The sequence below is a fragment of the Lentzea sp. NPDC004789 genome, from assembly GCF_053601075.1.
In genome coordinates, this window is the sequence record NZ_JBSGBE010000001.1 from 307,252 (window position 1) to 320,080 (window position 12,829).

At 69.0% G+C, this 12,829-nt stretch carries 17 protein-coding genes; 7 read left to right on the forward strand and 10 right to left on the reverse strand.

The features are described 5' to 3' along the window. The first annotated feature begins 2 nt into the window (after positions 1-2). Complete coding sequence (locus tag ACWEIJ_RS01395; protein WP_449835232.1) at positions 3-248, forward strand: hypothetical protein; 246 nt, start codon at positions 3-5, stop codon at positions 246-248. 50 nt (positions 249-298) lie between these two features. Here ACWEIJ_RS01395 and ACWEIJ_RS01400 read toward each other — a convergent pair whose 3' ends face one another. Next, positions 299-1,063 (reverse strand): META domain-containing protein, encoded by a 765-nt coding sequence (locus tag ACWEIJ_RS01400; RefSeq protein WP_449835233.1) that lies wholly within the window; start codon positions 1,061-1,063, stop codon positions 299-301. Between the two features lie 77 nt (positions 1,064-1,140). After that, complete coding sequence (locus ACWEIJ_RS01405) at positions 1,141-2,076, reverse strand: trypsin-like serine peptidase (protein ID WP_449835234.1); 936 nt, start codon at positions 2,074-2,076, stop codon at positions 1,141-1,143. 315 nt (positions 2,077-2,391) lie between these two features. Between ACWEIJ_RS01405 and ACWEIJ_RS01410 the strand changes: the two genes are divergently transcribed. The 5 genes from ACWEIJ_RS01410 to ACWEIJ_RS01430 all read left to right on the forward strand — a co-directional run bounded on the left by ACWEIJ_RS01410 (position 2,392) and on the right by ACWEIJ_RS01430 (position 5,185). Continuing rightward, positions 2,392-2,718, forward strand: a complete 327-nt coding sequence (locus ACWEIJ_RS01410) for an ArsR/SmtB family transcription factor (RefSeq protein ID WP_449835725.1) — start codon at positions 2,392-2,394, stop codon at positions 2,716-2,718. After that, positions 2,715-3,194 (forward strand): SRPBCC family protein, encoded by a 480-nt coding sequence (locus tag ACWEIJ_RS01415; protein WP_449835235.1) that lies wholly within the window; start codon positions 2,715-2,717, stop codon positions 3,192-3,194. Before ACWEIJ_RS01410 ends, ACWEIJ_RS01415 begins: the two co-directional genes overlap by 4 nt. 114 nt (positions 3,195-3,308) lie before the next feature. Continuing rightward, complete coding sequence (locus ACWEIJ_RS01420) at positions 3,309-3,665, forward strand: hypothetical protein (protein WP_449835236.1); 357 nt, start codon at positions 3,309-3,311, stop codon at positions 3,663-3,665. 67 nt (positions 3,666-3,732) lie between these two features. Beyond that, positions 3,733-4,497 (forward strand): GntR family transcriptional regulator, encoded by a 765-nt coding sequence (locus ACWEIJ_RS01425; protein ID WP_449835237.1) that lies wholly within the window; start codon positions 3,733-3,735, stop codon positions 4,495-4,497. 67 nt (positions 4,498-4,564) lie between these two features. Then, the gene (locus ACWEIJ_RS01430; protein ID WP_449835238.1) at positions 4,565-5,185 is read left to right on the forward strand and encodes a hypothetical protein; all 621 of its coding nucleotides are present in this window, start codon (positions 4,565-4,567) and stop codon (positions 5,183-5,185) included. On the opposite strand, the gene ACWEIJ_RS01435 is transcribed toward ACWEIJ_RS01430, so the two are convergent. The 4 genes from ACWEIJ_RS01435 to ACWEIJ_RS01450 all read right to left on the reverse strand — a co-directional run bounded on the left by ACWEIJ_RS01435 (position 5,175) and on the right by ACWEIJ_RS01450 (position 8,877). Further along, on the reverse strand, positions 5,175-6,338 hold the full coding sequence (locus tag ACWEIJ_RS01435) for an acyl-CoA dehydrogenase (RefSeq protein ID WP_449835239.1): 1,164 nt from the start codon (positions 6,336-6,338) through the stop codon (positions 5,175-5,177). The genes ACWEIJ_RS01430 and ACWEIJ_RS01435 overlap by 11 nt on opposite strands. A 78-nt stretch (positions 6,339-6,416) precedes the next feature. Further along, a complete protein-coding gene (gene purE / locus ACWEIJ_RS01440; RefSeq protein WP_449835240.1) occupies positions 6,417-6,905 on the reverse strand; it encodes a 5-(carboxyamino)imidazole ribonucleotide mutase in 489 nt (162 codons plus the stop codon). Further along, entirely contained in the window at positions 6,902-8,089 is a 1,188-nt protein-coding gene (locus tag ACWEIJ_RS01445) for a 5-(carboxyamino)imidazole ribonucleotide synthase (protein ID WP_449835241.1), read from the reverse strand. Before ACWEIJ_RS01445 ends, purE begins: the two co-directional genes overlap by 4 nt. Continuing rightward, positions 8,053-8,877, reverse strand: a complete 825-nt coding sequence (locus ACWEIJ_RS01450; RefSeq protein ID WP_449835242.1) for a helix-turn-helix transcriptional regulator — start codon at positions 8,875-8,877, stop codon at positions 8,053-8,055. Before ACWEIJ_RS01450 ends, ACWEIJ_RS01445 begins: the two co-directional genes overlap by 37 nt. Positions 8,878-8,944: 67 nt before the next feature. On the opposite strand from ACWEIJ_RS01450, the gene ACWEIJ_RS01455 reads away from it, so the two are divergent. Continuing rightward, positions 8,945-9,703, forward strand: coding sequence for an NAD-dependent epimerase/dehydratase family protein (locus ACWEIJ_RS01455; RefSeq protein WP_449835243.1), 759 nt, complete (start codon positions 8,945-8,947; stop codon positions 9,701-9,703). On the opposite strand, the gene ACWEIJ_RS01460 is transcribed toward ACWEIJ_RS01455, so the two are convergent. The 4 genes from ACWEIJ_RS01460 to ACWEIJ_RS01475 all read right to left on the reverse strand — a co-directional run bounded on the left by ACWEIJ_RS01460 (position 9,661) and on the right by ACWEIJ_RS01475 (position 12,769). After that, positions 9,661-10,680, reverse strand: coding sequence for a hypothetical protein (locus tag ACWEIJ_RS01460; protein ID WP_449835244.1), 1,020 nt, complete (start codon positions 10,678-10,680; stop codon positions 9,661-9,663). The genes ACWEIJ_RS01455 and ACWEIJ_RS01460 overlap by 43 nt on opposite strands. Continuing rightward, the gene (locus ACWEIJ_RS01465) at positions 10,677-11,471 is read right to left on the reverse strand and encodes an ABC transporter ATP-binding protein (protein ID WP_449835245.1); all 795 of its coding nucleotides are present in this window, start codon (positions 11,469-11,471) and stop codon (positions 10,677-10,679) included. The genes ACWEIJ_RS01460 and ACWEIJ_RS01465 overlap by 4 nt, the downstream gene beginning before the upstream one ends. Further along, positions 11,468-11,848 carry a GntR family transcriptional regulator gene (locus ACWEIJ_RS01470; protein WP_449835246.1) on the reverse strand — a complete coding sequence of 127 codons (381 nt, stop codon included), beginning with the start codon at positions 11,846-11,848 and terminating at the stop codon, positions 11,468-11,470. Before ACWEIJ_RS01470 ends, ACWEIJ_RS01465 begins: the two co-directional genes overlap by 4 nt. A 153-nt stretch (positions 11,849-12,001) precedes the next feature. Next, a complete protein-coding gene (locus ACWEIJ_RS01475) occupies positions 12,002-12,769 on the reverse strand; it encodes a GGDEF domain-containing protein (RefSeq protein WP_449835247.1) in 768 nt (255 codons plus the stop codon). Positions 12,770-12,829: the final 60 nt, after the last annotated feature.

The following is a 12,829-nucleotide window of genomic DNA, read 5'->3' on the forward strand; positions in this document are numbered from 1 at the left end:
CCATGAGCCACCAGTACTTCGCGATCGTGGGCAACGCGCACACGGTGGACAACCCGTACGTCGTGGTGCGGACGGGTGGCGAGCACCCCGAGGTCTTCAGCACGAACCTGAAGTGGGAGCGGACAGATCTGCTGTACCGCATCGACTCCGGTCGTGAGTACTTCGACGCCGTGCCGATCAGTGAGAAGCAGGGCAAGAAGTTCGAGAAGACCCAGGCCCGCCGGGTAGCGGAGGCACGGAAGTCCTGATCTCTTCGAGGCAGGCCGGGTCACGCTTCGTGCGCGACCCGGCCTGTTCGCTACTTCCGCAGCTGCACGCCTTCACCCTTGGCGTTGGTGAGGGTCAGCGAGCTGCGGTCGATCTTGTACGTGACCTGGCCCGACAGCACGCCCAGCATCGCCTTCTCGGCCGCCATCTCGTCCGGTCCGCACGCCTTGTAGGTGACGGACACCGAGTCGAACGCGATGGTCCGACCATCCACTTTGTACGACCCGGAAGCGTTGTTGCAGCCGGTGAACGCGGTCACCTTGCCGTCCTGGAACTGCAGCGTGGCCGGCACCCCACCGGGGACCGACGACACCGCGTCCGCCTGGACGAGGCTGGTGAGCTTCCAGGTCCCGCCTTCGAGCTTCGCCGGTGCCTCGGCCGAAAGCACGATCTCGGTGTCCGGCCCGGTGATCACCAGGTCCGTGCCGTCGAGCTTCCACGACGGCTTGGCGGAGAGCAGCTTCGTCAACCACTCGTCCTGCTTGTGCAGGTCGGGACTGGGGCATCCCATGGCCGTGCTGCTGAGGTCGTCCACCGCGACCTTGCCCCCGTCGAGCGCCACCGGGCCCTGCATCATGTTGCAGCCGGCATTGGCGATGAGTCTGCCGTCCTCGGTGAAGTGCAACTCGATCACCGTGCCCTCGACCAGGGCACGCGGCTTGCCCTGCTCGGTCACGGCCGTGGACTTGAACACTTTTCCCCGCACGTCGCTCCCCCCAAGCCCTGCGGACCTGGCGCCGCACCCGGTGGCCAGCAGGGCGACGGCGATGACGGCGACGAGAACTCGGTAGCTCATGCCGTGAGGACGGAACACGGGGTCTCCCGGGTTGCCCGAAGGCCGGGTGCAGGACCCGGCCTTCGGGAGATTCGACGTCACGGGGACAGGGACTCCGCGAAGTCGTAGAGGCTCTTGATGTCGTTGTCGAAGTACGGCCCGTCCATCACGTTCGCGTTGGAGTGCCGGTGGCTGACCACGCTGTTGATGTAGCCCAGCCCGTTCTGGTCGTTGTACTCCTGCAGCCACGGGCCACCGCTCGAACCACCGGTCATGTTGCAGGCGATCTCGACCTCCTGCCCGTGCGGGTTGTAGGTCGTGCCCTGGCAGTAGTACTGCAGCTCACCGGTGAACGGCGGCGCGGCCGGGTAGCCCAGCACCGTCACGTACACCGAGTAGCCCCAGTTCCAGCGCAACCCGTTGCCACCAACCACGTTCACGATCGAGTTGCCGCCGTTGGTCTGCATGATCACGATGCCCATGTCCTCGTCACTGCTGCTGGAGTTGACCCACGCAGTACGAGCGGTGAGCTGGTACGCATACCACGTACCGAAGGGGCGCGCGCCGTTGCGGTAGCGAGGCACGAACACCCAGTTGGTCATCCACTGGCCACCGGCACCGCCGTGCACGCAGTGCCCCGCCGTCTGGACCAGCTTCTTCTTGCCACTGTTGACAGTCGCGGCCGAGCACACGTAGTTCAGGCCGTTGGCCGGGTTGGTGAAGAACACCTTGCCGACCGTCTGCGACTCGTTGAGCAACGTCCCGACGTCGCCCTGCGCCTGCTGGTTCTGGACCTTCACCGACGGCGCGGCACCGTCGATGCTGCCCGCACGACCCGAGGGCTGGTGTGCGGACGAGGCCTTGACCGTGGCAGGACCTTCGGCCGGGATGGCGGCGGCCATGCGCTCGGGCGTCCAGTACGCCTCCGCCGCCGCAGCCGTCTGGATCTTGTTGTCGGACGTTCTGGCCAGGCTGGCAGAGCTGCCGTTCGATGCCGCCTGCGCGGTCGGCACGAACACAGAAGCAGCCAGCACGAATCCGAACGCTAATGAAACAGTTCTTTTCGCTCTCATTCGAAATACCCCATTTAAAGAGGGTCAACTTGCGGCTTTGCGAACGTAGCGATGCCGCTGACCTGCTGTCCAGCACCGTCTGCGAAGTTGCTCTATTCAGCAGAACTCCCATTCCACACCGGCCAGAAAAAGGTCCGTCCGGGCCATTTCTCGAATAAATGTGCAGGATCGAAAAGCGTTATCCGGGATGTCGATCTTGAAGCCGGGGCTTGACAGACGGCCGCCCGTGCGGCCTACTTAACCCAACGGTTAGATAACCAAGTGGTTAGGTACGAGATGGACCAGCTGAGCGCCACCTTCGCCGCACTGGCGGACCCGACCCGCCGGGCGATCCTCGCGCGGCTCACCGAGGGCCCCGCCACGGTGAAGGAGCTCTCCGAGCCGTTCGACATCAGCGGCCCGGCGATCTCCAAGCACCTGCGCGTGCTGGAGAAGGCAGGCCTGATCACCCGCGGCCGGGAAGCCCAGTGGCGCCCCTGCCGGCTCGACGCCACGCCTCTGCGCGAGGTCGCGGTGTGGGCCGAGAACTACCGCCGCTTCTGGGATGCGAGCTATACGCGCCTGGACGCACTCTTGACCGAGATGAAGGAGAAAGAGCAATGAGCACCGTCAAGTTCGGCACCACCGTGACGCTCCCGTCCGACACCGAGATCGCCATGTCCCGCACGTTCGACGCGCCCGCCGCCCTGGTCTGGGAGGCCTTCACCACGCCTTCGCTGCTGCGGCGCTGGCTGCTCGGCCCCGACGGCTGGGAGATGCCGATCTGCGAGGTCGACCTGCGCGTCGGCGGCAAGTGGCGCTACGGCTGGGCGTTGCCCGACGGCTCCGGCGCGTTCGAGATGCACGGCGAGTACACCGAGGTCACGCCGTACTCGCGCATCGTGAACACTGAGCAGTTCGAGGACAACCCGCCGGCCATCACCGTCGTGGAGTTCGCCGAGTCCGGTGGGCAGACGACGATGACCACGACGATGCGGCTGGTGTCGCAGGAAGCGCGCGACGCCGTGCTGGCGAGCGGGATGGCGGACGGCGCCGGACGCAGCTACGAGCGGCTGGGCGAGGTGCTGGCCACGCTGTGAGAAAACCGTTGCCGCACATGCAGTCCACTTAGGTCTGGAGAGACAGAGCGTATTCACCGACCGTGTTCACGGTTCCCCCGGTAGGGGTGGTTGGGCGCGGTTACGTTCGGGTACATGAGACGACTTCTCGCTGCTCTGGCCCTCACGCTCAGCTTCGTCGCGCTCTCCACCCAGCCCGCCACCGCCGCGACAGGCACCCGCTGGCTCGTCGCACCGTGCGCCCCCGGCACGAAGGCGTTGTGGCTACCGCGCGTCGACAAGTTCGGCACGGACCTGAACTGCGCGACGGAGCAGGCGCGGGCGGCGGCGGTGAAGGCGGCCGTGGACAGCGGCAGCCCGACGCGGATGATGAACGTCGCGCTCGCGTTCGCCCAGCAGATCTCGGACAAGTCGTTGACGGCGGACTCGCCGTGCGTGCTGGGGGCCAAGGGGGCGATCGGCGAGGCGTTCGGCACCTGCGTGGCCGCCTAGAACCTCCCGCCCACGCGGGGTAGCTTGGTCGCTGTACAGAACCGCGGCCCCGCTGAGGAGATGGCTCATGACCGGCAACGCCCAGCCAGGGCGCGTTGGCTATCGGGACATCGCGAACGACCTCCGCGAGCAGATCGACTCCGGCGAGCTGCCACCCGGCAGCCGAGTTCCCGGCGAGAACGACCTCACGAGCCAGTACGGCGTGGAGCAACCAACCGCGCGGCGGGCGCTGGACGTGCTGAAGAACGAAGGCCTGATCGTCGCCAAACGCGGCTCCGGAACGTTCGTCCGCGAGTTCAAGCCGATCAGGCGCGTGTCTCCAGACCGACTGCAAGCCAACACTTCGTGGGGATCGGGCCGTCCGATCTGGACCGCCGACGTCGGTACGCGGCCAAGAACCGAGAACGTGACCGTCGACGTGGAACTGCCACCCGCACCTGTCGCCGAGGTGCTGAACCTCGACGACGGCGCCCGTGTCGTGGCACGGCGACGCAAGTACGTGGTCGACGACAAGCCCGTCCAGCTCGCGACCTCGTACTACCCGGAAGCACTCGTCGCGGGTTCCGCGATCACCGAGGTGGACACGGGTGAGGGTGGCGCGTACGCCCGGCTCAAGGAGCTGGGCCACGAGCCGACGAGGTTCCGCGAAGAACTCCGCGTCCGCATGCCCAGAGAAGCCGAGCGCGAGGCTCTCGAACTCGCTCAGGGCAATCCGGTGATCCTGATCGTGCGGACGGCTTTCACCGCCGATGACCAGCCAGTCGAGGTCAACGAGATGGTGCTCGACTCAGCGTCCTACGTCCTCGAGTACAAGTTCACCTCAGAAGACTGACTTGCCTTTCTGTACAGAACTGCGCTTCACTAGCGGTCGCAGGTTCTGTACAGAATAGGTGGTCGCCATGCCGAACGTGCCCATCGCGCCGTACATCACCGCGTGGAGTGCCGAGCAAGACCTGCCGTGCGTGCTGGTCGAACGGTCGGATCACAGCATCGGATACGCCAACGAACTGCTGAGCGATCGGGACCGGCACGGGGTGCTGTGGCGGCAGACCGCTCTGCGCCCCCACGTCGGCCGGCCCGAGTTCGCTCGGGTTCATCCGTTGCGGCAGCGACGCGCGATGGAACTGTTGCTGTGCCAGGTCTGCGGCGGACCGGCGGACCAGACCGACGACGGAGTCCTGTGGCTACAACGAGATCACCGCGACGACTGGCCGCGGTGGCCGGAAGGCATGGCTGCGGTGGAGCCGCCGGTGTGCCTGCCGTGCGTGCCAGTCGCGATGCGACTGTGCCCCGCCTTGCGGCGTGGAGCCGTGACCGTCCGCGTCCGGGAGTACCCGATCGCGGCGGTACGGGGCGTGCTCTACCGGGAAAGCGTGCTCGCCCCGTCCGCCGCCACAGCGGGAAACTTCGCCTATCACGACCCAGCGGTTCGACGGGTCGTCGCCTCCGCGCTGATCCGCGAACTGCGCGACTGCACCGTCGTTCCGCTCAGGGAGCTGGAACGCGAGCTCAGCCGTTGAGGATCGAGCGCGACATCACGACGCGCTGGATCTGGTTGGTGCCCTCGTAGATCTGCGTGATCTTCGCGTCCCGCATCATCCGCTCGACCGGGAAGTCCCGCGTGTAGCCGGCGCCACCGAACAGCTGTACCGCGTCCGTCGTGACCTCCATCGCGACGTCGGAGGCGAAGCACTTGGCGGCAGCGGTGATGAAGCCGATGTTCGGCTCGCCGCGCTCGGCCTTGGCCGCGGCCACGTAGACCATGTGGCGGGCCGCCTCGATCTTCATGGCCATGTCGGCGAGCATGAACTGCACGCCCTGGAAGTCCGAAATGGACTTGCCGAACTGCTTGCGGTCCTTGACGTACGCGACCGCGGCCTCCAGGGCGCCCTGGGCGATGCCCACGGCCTGCGCGCCGATCGTCGGGCGCGTGTGGTCCAGGGTGCGCAGGGCGGTCTTGAGGCCCGTGCCGGGCTCGCCGATGATCCGGTCGGCGGGGATCGTGCAGTTCTCGAAGTAGATCTCGCGGGTCGGCGAGCCCTTGATGCCGAGCTTGCGCTCCTTCGGGCCCACCGAGAAGCCGGGGTCGTCCTTGTGCACGACGAACGCCGAGATGCCGGCGGACTTCTTCGCGGCGTTGGGGTCGGTCACGGCCATGACCGTGTACCAGGAGGACTCGCCCGCGTTGGTGATCCAGCACTTGGTGCCGTTCAGGACCCAGTGGTCACCGTCGAGCACCGCGCGGGTGCGCATGGAGGCGGTGTCGGAGCCCGCCTCGCGCTCCGACAGGGCGTAGGACGCCATGGCCTCGCCGGAGGCGATGGACGGCATGACGAGCTGCTTCAGCTCCTCGGAGGCCGACAGGAGGATCGGCATGGTGCCGAGCTTGTTCACCGCCGGGATCAGGGACGACGAACCGCAGACGCGGGCGACCTCCTCGATCACGATGCAGGTGGCGACGGAGTCCGCGCCCTGGCCGTCGTACTCCTCCGGCACGTGGACGGCCGCGAAGCCCGCCTTCACGAGGGCGTTGTGGGCCTCGACGGGGAAGCGCTCGTTCTCGTCGACCTCGGCCGCGAACGGCTTGATCTCCTTCTCGGCGAGCGAGCGGACGGCCTCTCGCAGCGCCTCGTGCTCCTCGGCGAGCTGGTAGGTGCCGAAGCTCGGGTTCACCTTGTTACCTCCGGGTAGCGAGTACTCGGCACGATGTTAGCGCCCGTTCACCACGGGCGCCGGTGTGCTGTTGCGCACTCAGAGGGACTTCTGCAGCGCCGCGTCCTTGTCCAGCACGAGCTGCTCGAGTTCTGCCTGGAAGCGGGCCATGCGCTCCTGCAGCTCCACGTCAGAAGAAGCCAGCATGCGGACGGCCAGCAGGCCCGCGTTGCGCGCGCCACCCACTGAGACCGTGGCCACCGGGACGCCCGCGGGCATCTGCACGATCGACAGCAGGGAGTCCATGCCGTCGAGGTACTTCAGCGGCACCGGCACGCCGATCACCGGGAGCACGGTGGCGGAGGCGACCATGCCCGGCAGGTGGGCGGCACCGCCCGCGCCCGCGATGATCACGCGCAGACCGCGCGAGGCGGCGGAGGTCGCGTAGTCGAGCATGCGCTGCGGGGTGCGGTGCGCGGAGACGACGCTCACCTCGAACGAGACGTCGAACTCGGCGAGGGCCTCGGTGGCCGCCTTCATCACCGGCCAGTCCGAGTCGCTGCCCATGATCACGCCAACCTGAGTCACTCCGAGCTCCCGTGAATGTCGTATCCGTCTGACCAAGTACCGGTGGACAGCCAGTCGGCGGCCAACCGCGCGCGCTGGCGGACCTCGGCCATGTCGTTGCCGAGGAACGTCACGTGGCCGACCTTGCGGCCCGGCCGTTCCTCTTTGCCGTAGAGGTGCACGTGCGCGTCCGGGAAGCGCGCGAACAGGTGGTGCACGCGCTCGTCGGGGCCCATGGCCGGCGGTTCGGACGCGCCGAGCACGTTCGCCATCACCACCGCGGGCGCCATCAGGTCGGTGCGGCCGAGCGGGTAGTCGAGGACGGCGCGCAGGTGCTGCTCGAACTGGGACGTGCGGGCACCTTCGATCGACCAGTGGCCGGAGTTGTGCGGGCGCATCGCGAGCTCGTTCACCACGACGCCGTCCGCGGTCTCGAACAGCTCGACGGCCAGCACGCCGACCACGCCGAGCGCGTCGGCGACCTTGAGCGCCAGCTCCTGGGCCGCCGCGCCGTCGAGCGCGGGCGCCGGGGCCAGCACCTCGACGCAGATGCCCTCGGACTGCACGGTCTCGACGACGGGCCACGCCGCGCCCTGCCCGAACGGTGAACGCGCGACCACGGCCGCGAGCTCGCGGCGCATCGGCACGCACTGCTCGACCATCAGCGGCGTCCCGGCCTCCAGCAGCTCGGGCACGACCAGCTCGGCGCTGTGCGGCTGGTTCAGCATCCACACGCCACGGCCGTCGTAGCCGCCGCGGATCGCCTTCAGCACGCACGGCCAGCCGTGCGCGGCGCCGAACTTCAGCACGTCGCGCACGTCGTGCACCTCGGCGAACGGCGGCACCGGCAGCCCCAGCTCGGCCAGCCGCACACGCATCTTCAGCTTGTCCTGCGCGTACTGCAGCGCATCCGGACCGGGGTGCACCTTCACGCCCTCGGCGACCAACGTGCGCAGGTGCTCGGAGGGCACGTGCTCGTGGTCGAACGTGACGACCTCGCAGCCCTTCGCGAACGCGCGCAACGCGTCGAGGTCGGTGTGCGTGCCGAGCACCACGTCCCGCGCGACCAGCGCGGCGGGGTCGTTCTCGGAGACGGCGAGCACGCGAAGCGACTGACCGAGCGGGATCGCGGCCTGGTGCGTCATGCGGGCGAGCTGCCCGCCGCCGATCATGCCGACGACGGGGAGACGGGTACGGGAGTCCACGGTTCAGGCATCCTACCTGCGGCTTCTCCCGTGCTCGCGAGCAGAGCCAGCCGCCGCGCGGTGACGCTGCCCTCAGGTGCGGTGTGGATCACGAGCCGCTGGTCGTGCTCCGGCGCGCCGAGCACCTCGCAGTCGAACTCCAGCAGGCCCGCGACCGGATGCCGCAACCGCTTGGTGGCCGACCGGCGCACCGCCACGTCGTGCTCGGCCCACAGGCGGGCGAACAGCGGGCTCGCCATCAGCTCGTCGGCCAACGACTGCGCGGCGGGACGCCGGGCGACCGTGGCCCTGAGGTCGGCGACGTGCGCGCGGGCGACGTCCTCGCGGTCCTCGTCGGGAACCCAGCTCTCATCGGTCAGGAAGAACGCCCTGAACAGGTTCCTGCCCACGAGCTCGCCGAACACCAGCTCGGCCCGCGGTGTCGCGGCGAGCACGTCCCCCACGTCGGAGAACACCACCGCGAGGTCGTCCCGCAGCCGGTCGAGCAGCAGCCGGACGCCGGGCCGGACCGACGGTGAGGGAGGCTCCTCCGGCACCGCCTCGCCGGCCAACCGGAACAGGTGCGCGCGCTCGTCCGCGTTGAGCTCCAACGCGCGTGCGATGCCGTGCAGCACAGACACCGACGGATGCGGGCCACGAGCCTGTTCGAGGCGTGTGTAGTAGTCGATGGACATGCCCGCGGCCGCCGCGATCTCCTCCCGGCGGCGGCCGGGGGTGCGGCGGCGTCCGGTGCCGATGGGCGCCATCCGCTCACGGCGGCTGCGCAGGAAGCCGGCCAGGTCACGCATGCCACCACCGTAGCCGGGTATCGACCGTCCCTGGCTGTGCGAGGAACGCGCGAACAGGCTGGGACACATGAAGATCGCGATGACGGGGTCGACCGGACGGGTCGGCAGCAGGCTCCTGCCACGACTGCGGGAGCTGGACCACGACGTGCGCACGTTCGCCCACCGGCTGGAGGACACCAGGGCCGTGGAGGAGTTCGTGGCAGGCGTGGACGCGGTGGTGCACGTCGCCGCCGCCCTCCGCACGAGCACGGACTTCGAAGGCGTCAACGTGCACGGCACCCGAGCACTCGCCGAGGCCAGTGAGAAGGTGCCGTTGTTCGTGCACATCAGCACGAACCTGATCTACCCCGGTGGCCTCGGCAGGCCCGCGACCGAGGACGACCCGACCGGCCCGGACGCGGCGTTCGGCGACTACCCCCGCACCAAGGCCCTCGGCGAGCAGGCGGTGCGCGAGACCAGGGAGGCCGCGATCCTGCGCCTGGCCTTCGTCTACGGCGACGGCGACCCGCACCTGGAGGAATCGCTGCAGTGGGCCGCGAAATGGCCCGGACACCAACGGCTGCACATGGTGCATCACGCGGATGTGGCGCAGGCGGTCGCGAAGGTCCTCGACTCCGGTGCGAGCGGGATCTTCAACGTGGCGGACGACAGCCCCACGACCGCCGTCGAACTGCACCTGCTGAACGGCCTCACCCCCAGTGAGACCGTTCAGCAGGACTTCGACCCGTGGCACGGGATCGTGTCGACGATCCGCGCCCAGCGGGAACTCGGTTTCCGCCCTCGCTACCCGTCGGCCTGGGCGGCAGCGGTTTCCGGCGCGCTCTGAGCGGTCTCGGCGCCCTCGGCCGTCTCGGCGCCCTCGGCACTCTCACCGCCGGCGGCACTCTCGACGGCCGCCGGCACGCTCTCGGCGGCGGGCGGCTCGATGCGGCGGTGCCGCCGGGACGGCTTCCACCCGCCACCGAGGCGCAGGATCCGGAACGTCAGCGCGAACAGCACCAAGGCGAGCAATGCGAAGACACCGAACTCGATGAAGCGGAAGGCCGTGATCCGCTCGATCGGCTGGAAGTCGACGTACGTACCGATGGCACCGCCCTCGCGACGCATGCAGCTGTTCGGGTTCGCGAACTTCGCACACACGTCCGGTATGCCCACCGGGCGCATGTCGGCGCCGACGAAACCGCTGCGGAGCTCCAACGCGCCCACCGGGGTCACCGGAGTGCTGTCCCAGCGGGCGATCGCGCGGCTCGCCGGCAGGTAGTGGTCGCGCAGCAACGCGGACAGCAGCACGCGGGACACCGTGTAGGAAACCAGCGTGGCCGCGATCGCGGTCACCACGTGCCTGCTGAGCAGGCCGATGAACACGCCCAGCGCGAGGCCGTAGATCGCGTAGCCCACCTGCACGGCCGGATGCGCCTCGAACACCGCCCACGCGTGCTGCGAACCGACGCGGCCGTCGCCGACACCGACGAGCAGGGCCAGCACCACCGCCAGCACGGACAGCACGATCACCTTGCCGCGCAACCACTTCGCGGGGGTGACGTCCTGGCCCCACGCCACGAAGTAGGTGCGTTCCTCCAGCTCGCGGGCGATCAGCGGGGCGCCCCAGAACATGCCGATCACCCCGCCGAACACCATCTGCACCATGAGCCCGTAGAAGCCGCTCATGGGCATGGAGTCGAACGACGCGTTGTGCGCGGACTCGGCTCGGACGAGGCCGTACGCGGCGAGCACGGCGAGAACCGCGGTGCCGGTGATGGTCCAGCGGTGCTGACGCCAGGTCAGCCAGACGAAGTCGGTCACGCGGCACGCTCCAGGTGCGCCACGACCAGCTCCTCCAGCGTCACGTACCGCGCGGTCCACGGTTCGGCGACCTGCGTGCCGCCGGAGCGCACGAGGTAGGACGACTGCGACTTGCTGTGCCTCGCCAGCACCACGGGTCCTTCCACGGGTGAGGTCGAGTCGCGCGGACCCGTGTAGAGAACGTGTTCTTCCAGCAGCTCGTCGGTGTCGCCGTCGATGATCAGGCGGCCGTCGGAGAGCAGCAGCAGCCGGTCGGCCACGCCACCGATCTCCGCGACGACGTGCGTGGAGAAGATCAGCGTCATGCCGTTGTCGTTGACCTCGGTCAACAACTCCCGCATGACCTTCCTGCGCGCCAACGGGTCCAGTTCGGACAGCGGTTCGTCGAGCATCAGGACGTCCGGGCGGGCACCCAGCGCCAGCGCCAGGGTCACGTGGGTGCGCTGGCCGCCGGAGAGATCACCGATCTGCAACCGGCGCGGCACCTTGAACCTGGTGAGCCAGCCGTCGGCGCGCTCGTTGTCCCAGACGTCGTTCATGCGGCGGCCGAACTGCAGGACGTCGGCCACCTTGAAGGTCTTGTACATCGGCTTCTGCTGCGGCACGTACGCCACGCGGCCCGCGATCGACGCGTGCCCCGAGTCCGGCGGCAGATGACCGGCCAGCACGTTCAGCAGCGTCGACTTGCCGGAGCCGTTGGCCCCCACCAGTGCGGTGACGCTGCCCGGCGGCAGCTCGAAGGAGACGTTCCGCACCGCCCACTTCGACACTTCGGCCGCGACCACGCTCATTGCGCTCCCCCACTCAGCACCTCGCGCAGCAGCGCGTAGATGTCCTCGTCCTCCAACCCGGCGGAGCGTGCCTCCGCGACCCAGCCGGCGAGCTTCGCGCGCAGCGGGTCGAGGTCCTCGGGCGCGGCGGCCCCCAGGGACGCCTTGACGAAGGTGCCGGAACCCTGCCGCGCCTCGACGAGACCGGCGAGCTCCAGCTCGCGGTAGGCCTTGAGCACGGTGTTCGCGTTCACGCCGCTGGTCGCGACGACGTCGCGGACCGTCGGCAGCCGATCGCCCGGTTGCAGCCAACCGAGTCTCATGGCCTCCCTGACCTGCAACCCCAGCTGCAGGTACGCGGGAAGACCGCTGCCGCGATCGACGTGGAACTCGACCACAGACGCTCCCCAGATTGTTCTACTGATCTAGGACAATAGAACACTACTGCGCGCGCTGAGAAGTACGCGGGGAGCTTTCGTACTCTCCTGGCGCACGAAAGGGCCCCGCGTGCGGTGGGGAGCGGGGAGCACTCGGGCGCGGGACAGGGGTGGTCAGCGCCCGAGCGAGGTGAGGAGGGTGCAGGCCTCGGCGTGGGTGTCCGGGAGGCGTTCGGTCCAGACCTTGGCGGGACCGACCGGGCGGACGTTGGGGTCGTCGGCCAGGCGGTCGGCGGCCAGCACGCGCAGGTTGGAGATGCGCCGGGCGAGCAGCTCGTCACGGCGCACCAGCACCGCGGCCACGCACGGGCCGAGGGTCGCCAACGTCTCGCCGCCGTCGAACACGGTCCGCAGGGCGTCCGAGATGAGGGTCATCGCGACGACGCGCGACCAGCCGGAGGCGCGGTGCACGTCCAGGCGCAGCAGCACGAGCGCGTAGTCGAGCGGTGCGACCGGCGTCTCCCGGTACACCTCGCCGAGACGAGTCCGCAGGTACGCGGCCGTCGCCAGCCCGGTCAGAGGGTCCTCGGCCGCGCAGTCGCCGGCCTGCTTCGTCACCACGTCCGCCCATCCCAGCGCTGTCATGCGCAGCATCCGTGAAGGGAGCGCGTCGACGTTCGGCGACACGATGTGCGACGCGTCGGTCAGCACGGCGTGCAGCGCGGCCAGGTCCAGCAACGTCTCGCTCAGGCCCGCACCCGCCTCGGCGCGCGCCCGGCCCAGCCGGATCAGCGCGTCGCCGGGGTCGGCGTCCTCGAGCATCGCCGCGCACACCTCGTCGACCTCGGCGAGCGGCCAGTCTGCGGGGAACGCCCAGCCTGCGGCCATGGTGGCGGTGCGCCACCTCGACTTCAGCAGGCGTTCCGCTTGTGCGACACCCACCCGGTCTCCCTTCAGCTCTCCCGATTCCAGGTGGGAGACGCGGTCACTTCCGGTTCGTGA